At 68.8% G+C, this 3,704-nt stretch carries 2 protein-coding genes; both read left to right on the top strand.

Annotated features, from left to right (window positions below; all coding sequences use genetic code 11):
• On the top strand, positions 1 to 681 hold a 681-nt coding region (locus tag ADK52_RS07330), incomplete at its 5' end, for an AMP-binding protein (RefSeq protein ID WP_159045859.1).
• A 113-nt stretch (positions 682 to 794) separates the two neighbouring features.
• Positions 795 to 3,704 (top strand): condensation domain-containing protein (locus ADK52_RS07325; RefSeq protein ID WP_234343506.1); only part of this gene is annotated, 2,910 nt, incomplete at its 3' end.

Below are 3,704 nucleotides of genomic sequence, written 5' to 3'. Positions count from 1 at the left end.
CGTCTGTCTTCGGTGTTGCCTGCGCATCCGGCGTATGTGATTTATACGTCGGGTTCGACGGGGCGGCCGAAGGGTGTGGTGGTTTCGCATGTGGCGTTGGTGAGTTTTCTGGCGGCGGTGGGTTTGCGGTGTGGGTTGGATTCGTCTGACCGGTTGTTGGCGGTGACGACGGTTGCGTTTGATATCGCGGCGTTGGAGTTGTATTTGCCGTTGGTCAGTGGTGCGTGTGTGGTGGTTGCGGGTCGGGAGGAGGTTCGGGATCCGTTCGTGCTGGGTGGGCTGGTGCGTGGGTCGGGTGTGTCGGTGATGCAGGCGACTCCGTCGTTGTGGCAGGCGTTGGTGGCGGAGGTTCCGGGGTCTGTGCGGGGTCTGCGGATGCTGGTGGGTGGTGAGGCGCTGCCTTCGGTGTTGGCGGAGGGTATGTGTGGGTTGGGTCGTGAGGTGGTGAACCTGTACGGGCCGACGGAGGCGACGGTGTGGGCGACGTCGTGTGTGGTGGGTGGTGGGTCTGGTGGTGTGTTGCCGCCGGCGATCGGTGATGCGTTTGCCAATACCCGGGTGTATGTGCTGGATGCGGGTCTGTCTCCGGTGCCGGGTCTCCGGTGCCGGTGGGTGTGGCGGGTGAGTTGTATATCGCGGGTGCGCAGTTGGCCCGGGGCTATTTGGGCCGTGCAGGACTGACCGCGGAGCGGTTTGTTGCGGATCCGTTCGCGGTGGTGGCGGGTTCGCGGATGTATCGGACCGGTGATGTGGTGCGGTGGTCTGCGGACGGGGTTTTGGAGTTCGTGGGGCGCGTGGATGCTCAGGTGAAGGTGCGGGGTTTCCGTATCGAGCTGGGCGAGATCGAGGCCGTCCTGGCCGGACACGAATCGGTGGGTCGAGTCGCGGTCGTCGTGCGGGAGGACCAGCCCGGTGACAAGCGCCTCGTCGCTTACGTCGTGGCTGCCTCGGGCGAAGAGGCACCGGCCGATCCGGACACGTCCCTGCTGCGTCAGTACGTGTCCGAGCACGTGCCGGAGTACATGGTGCCGTCGGCGTTCGTCGTGGTCGACGCCCTGCCGTTGACGCCGAACGGGAAGCTGGACCGGCGAGCTCTGCCGGCGCCGGAGTACGTCGTGGCCACCGAGGGGCGCGGGCCGCGGACCCCGCGCGAGGAGATCCTGTGCGGGCTCTTCGCCGAGGTCCTGGGTGTGGAGTCGGTGTCGATCGATGACGGCTTCTTCGAGCTGGGCGGGCATTCGCTGCTGGCGACCCGCCTCGTGAGCCGGATCCGGACCGTCCTCGGCGTCGAAGTGAGCATCCGGGCCCTGTTCGAGGCTCCGACCGTCGCCGCCCTCGTGGACCGGCTCGATGAGGGCGGTCGTGTCCGGACGCCGCTGGAACGGCGCACACGGCCGGAGGTCCTTCCGGTGTCGTTCGCCCAGCGCCGCCTGTGGTTCCTGGGCCAGCTCGAAGGCGTCTCCGCCACATACAACATCCCCCTTGCACTCCGCCTGACCGGCACGCTGGACGTGCAGGCGCTGCGGGCCGCGCTCGCGGACGTCGCCGGGCGGCACGAGAGCCTGCGGACCGTGTTCCCGCAGGTCGACGGCGAGCCGCGGCAGGAAGTCCTGGCAGGTGCCGAAGGGGTTCCGGCATGCGCCGTCGAGCAGGTCTCCGAGGCCCGGATGGCAGCCGCAGTCTCAGCCGTGGTGACCGCCGGCTTCGATCTGGAACGGGACCTGCCGTGGCGGGTCCGGGTGCTCCGGTCCGCCCCGGACGAGTGCGTTCTGGTCGTGGTGGTGCATCACATCGCCGGCGACGCATGGTCGATGGGCCCTCTGGTGAGGGACCTGTCCCTCGCGTACGTGGCCCGCTGCAAGGGCGAACCCCCGGCGTGGGGCGAACTCCCGGTGCAGTACGCCGACTACACGCTGTGGCAGCGCGAGATCCTGGGCGACGAGAACGACCCGGACAGCATGATCGCCTCGCAGGAGGGCTACTGGAAGCAGGCCCTGGCCGGGCTGCCCGAGCAGCTCGAACTGCCGGTCGACCACCCGCGTCCCGCCGTTGCCTCCCATGAGGGCGCCTCGGTCGGTGTACGGGTCTCCGCGGAAACGCATGCCCGTCTGCTGGAGCTGTCCCGCGCCTGCGGTGCGAGCATGTTCATGACCGTGCAGGCCGCGTTGGCCGTCCTGCTCTCGAAGATGGGCGCCGGGCAGGACATCCCGATCGGGACGCCGATCGCGGGCCGTACCGACGATGCGCTCGATGAGATGGTCGGGTTCTTCGTGAACACGCTGGTCCTGCGGACCGACGTCTCGGGTGATCCGACGTTCCGGCAGGTCGTGGAGCGGGTCCGGGAAGCCGACCTGGCAGCGTACTCCCATCAGGACGTGCCGTTCGAGCGGCTGGTGGAGATCCTCAACCCGGCGCGCTCCATGGCCCGCCACCCGCTCTTCCAAGTCATGCTCGCCGTGCAGCACCATGCACCGCTCCTCGCGACCATCCGCAGTGCCACGGCAGGTTCGACGGCCGACTCCGGACCCGAACTGCCTGATCTGGCCGTACGGCCGGAGCCGATGGAGGGGACGGTCGCGAAGTTCGATCTGTCCGTGAGCCTTGGCGAGACCCACACCGACAGCACGCCCGCAGGACTCGAAGGACGTCTGGACTACCGCACCGACCTCTTCGACGCGGCTACCGTCGAACACCTGGCCCGGCGACTGGTCCAGCTCCTCGACGCCGTCGCCACGGCCCCTGACGCTCCCGTCCGGCAGTTCGACGTCCTCGTGACGGACGAACGCGAGAAGGTTCTGCGCGCCTGGAACGACACCGCGCGAGAACGGTCCGGGGCGACGCTCACGGAGCGGTTCGAAGCCCATGTCGCACGGACCCCGGACGCGACAGCGGTGGTCAGCGACGGGCTGGAGCTCACGTACGCGCAACTGAACGAGCGTGCGGATCGACTGGCGCGCCATCTGGCCGCCAAGGGCGCCGGACCCGAGCAGGCGGTCGGTCTGTGGATGGAGCGGTCCGCGGACCTGGTGACCACGCTGCTGGCCGTACTGAAGACCGGCGCCCACTACGTACCGCTGCACGAAGGTCACCCCCCGAGCCGGCGCCGACTGGTCATGGCGGACTGCGCCGCCGAACTGCTGGTGACGGACCGCCCGACGGAAGCCGCCGAGTTCGCAGGGACGGCAGAGGTCGTCTGGGCCGATGAAGTCCTCGGCACGGCCGCCGAGACGGGACCGGTGAAGCCGGCCGGTGCACAGGGGGCGGACGGCCTCGCCTACGTCATGTATACGTCCGGGTCGACCGGTGAGCCCAAGGGCGTGGCCGCCACCCACCGCGGCGTGGCGGACCTCGTGCTGGACCGCTGCTGGGAGACGGACAACCACGAGCGTGTCCTCTTCCACTCGCCGTACGCATTCGACGCCTCGACGTTCGAGCTGTGGGCGCCTCTTCTCTCCGGCGGAACCATCGTCGTGGCTCCTCCGGGAAATCTGGACGCCCCGTCCCTGGAACAGCTGATCAAGGTGCATGACATCACCGGCGTCGTACTGACAGCGGGACTGTTCCGCGTCATAGCCGAGGAGACCCCGACATGCCTCGCCCACCTGCGTGAGGTGTTGACGGGTGGTGATGTGGTGTCGCCGGTGGCGGTGCGGCGGGTGGTGGAGGCGTGTCCGGGCACGGTGGTGCGGGTGTTGTACGGGCCG

It is taken from the genome of Streptomyces sp. WM6372, from assembly GCF_001279655.1.
In the GTDB taxonomy this organism is placed as follows: domain Bacteria; phylum Actinomycetota; class Actinomycetes; order Streptomycetales; family Streptomycetaceae; genus Streptomyces.
The sequence above is the reverse complement of the archived record's forward strand: the minus strand, read 5'-3'. Positions and strand labels throughout refer to the sequence as shown.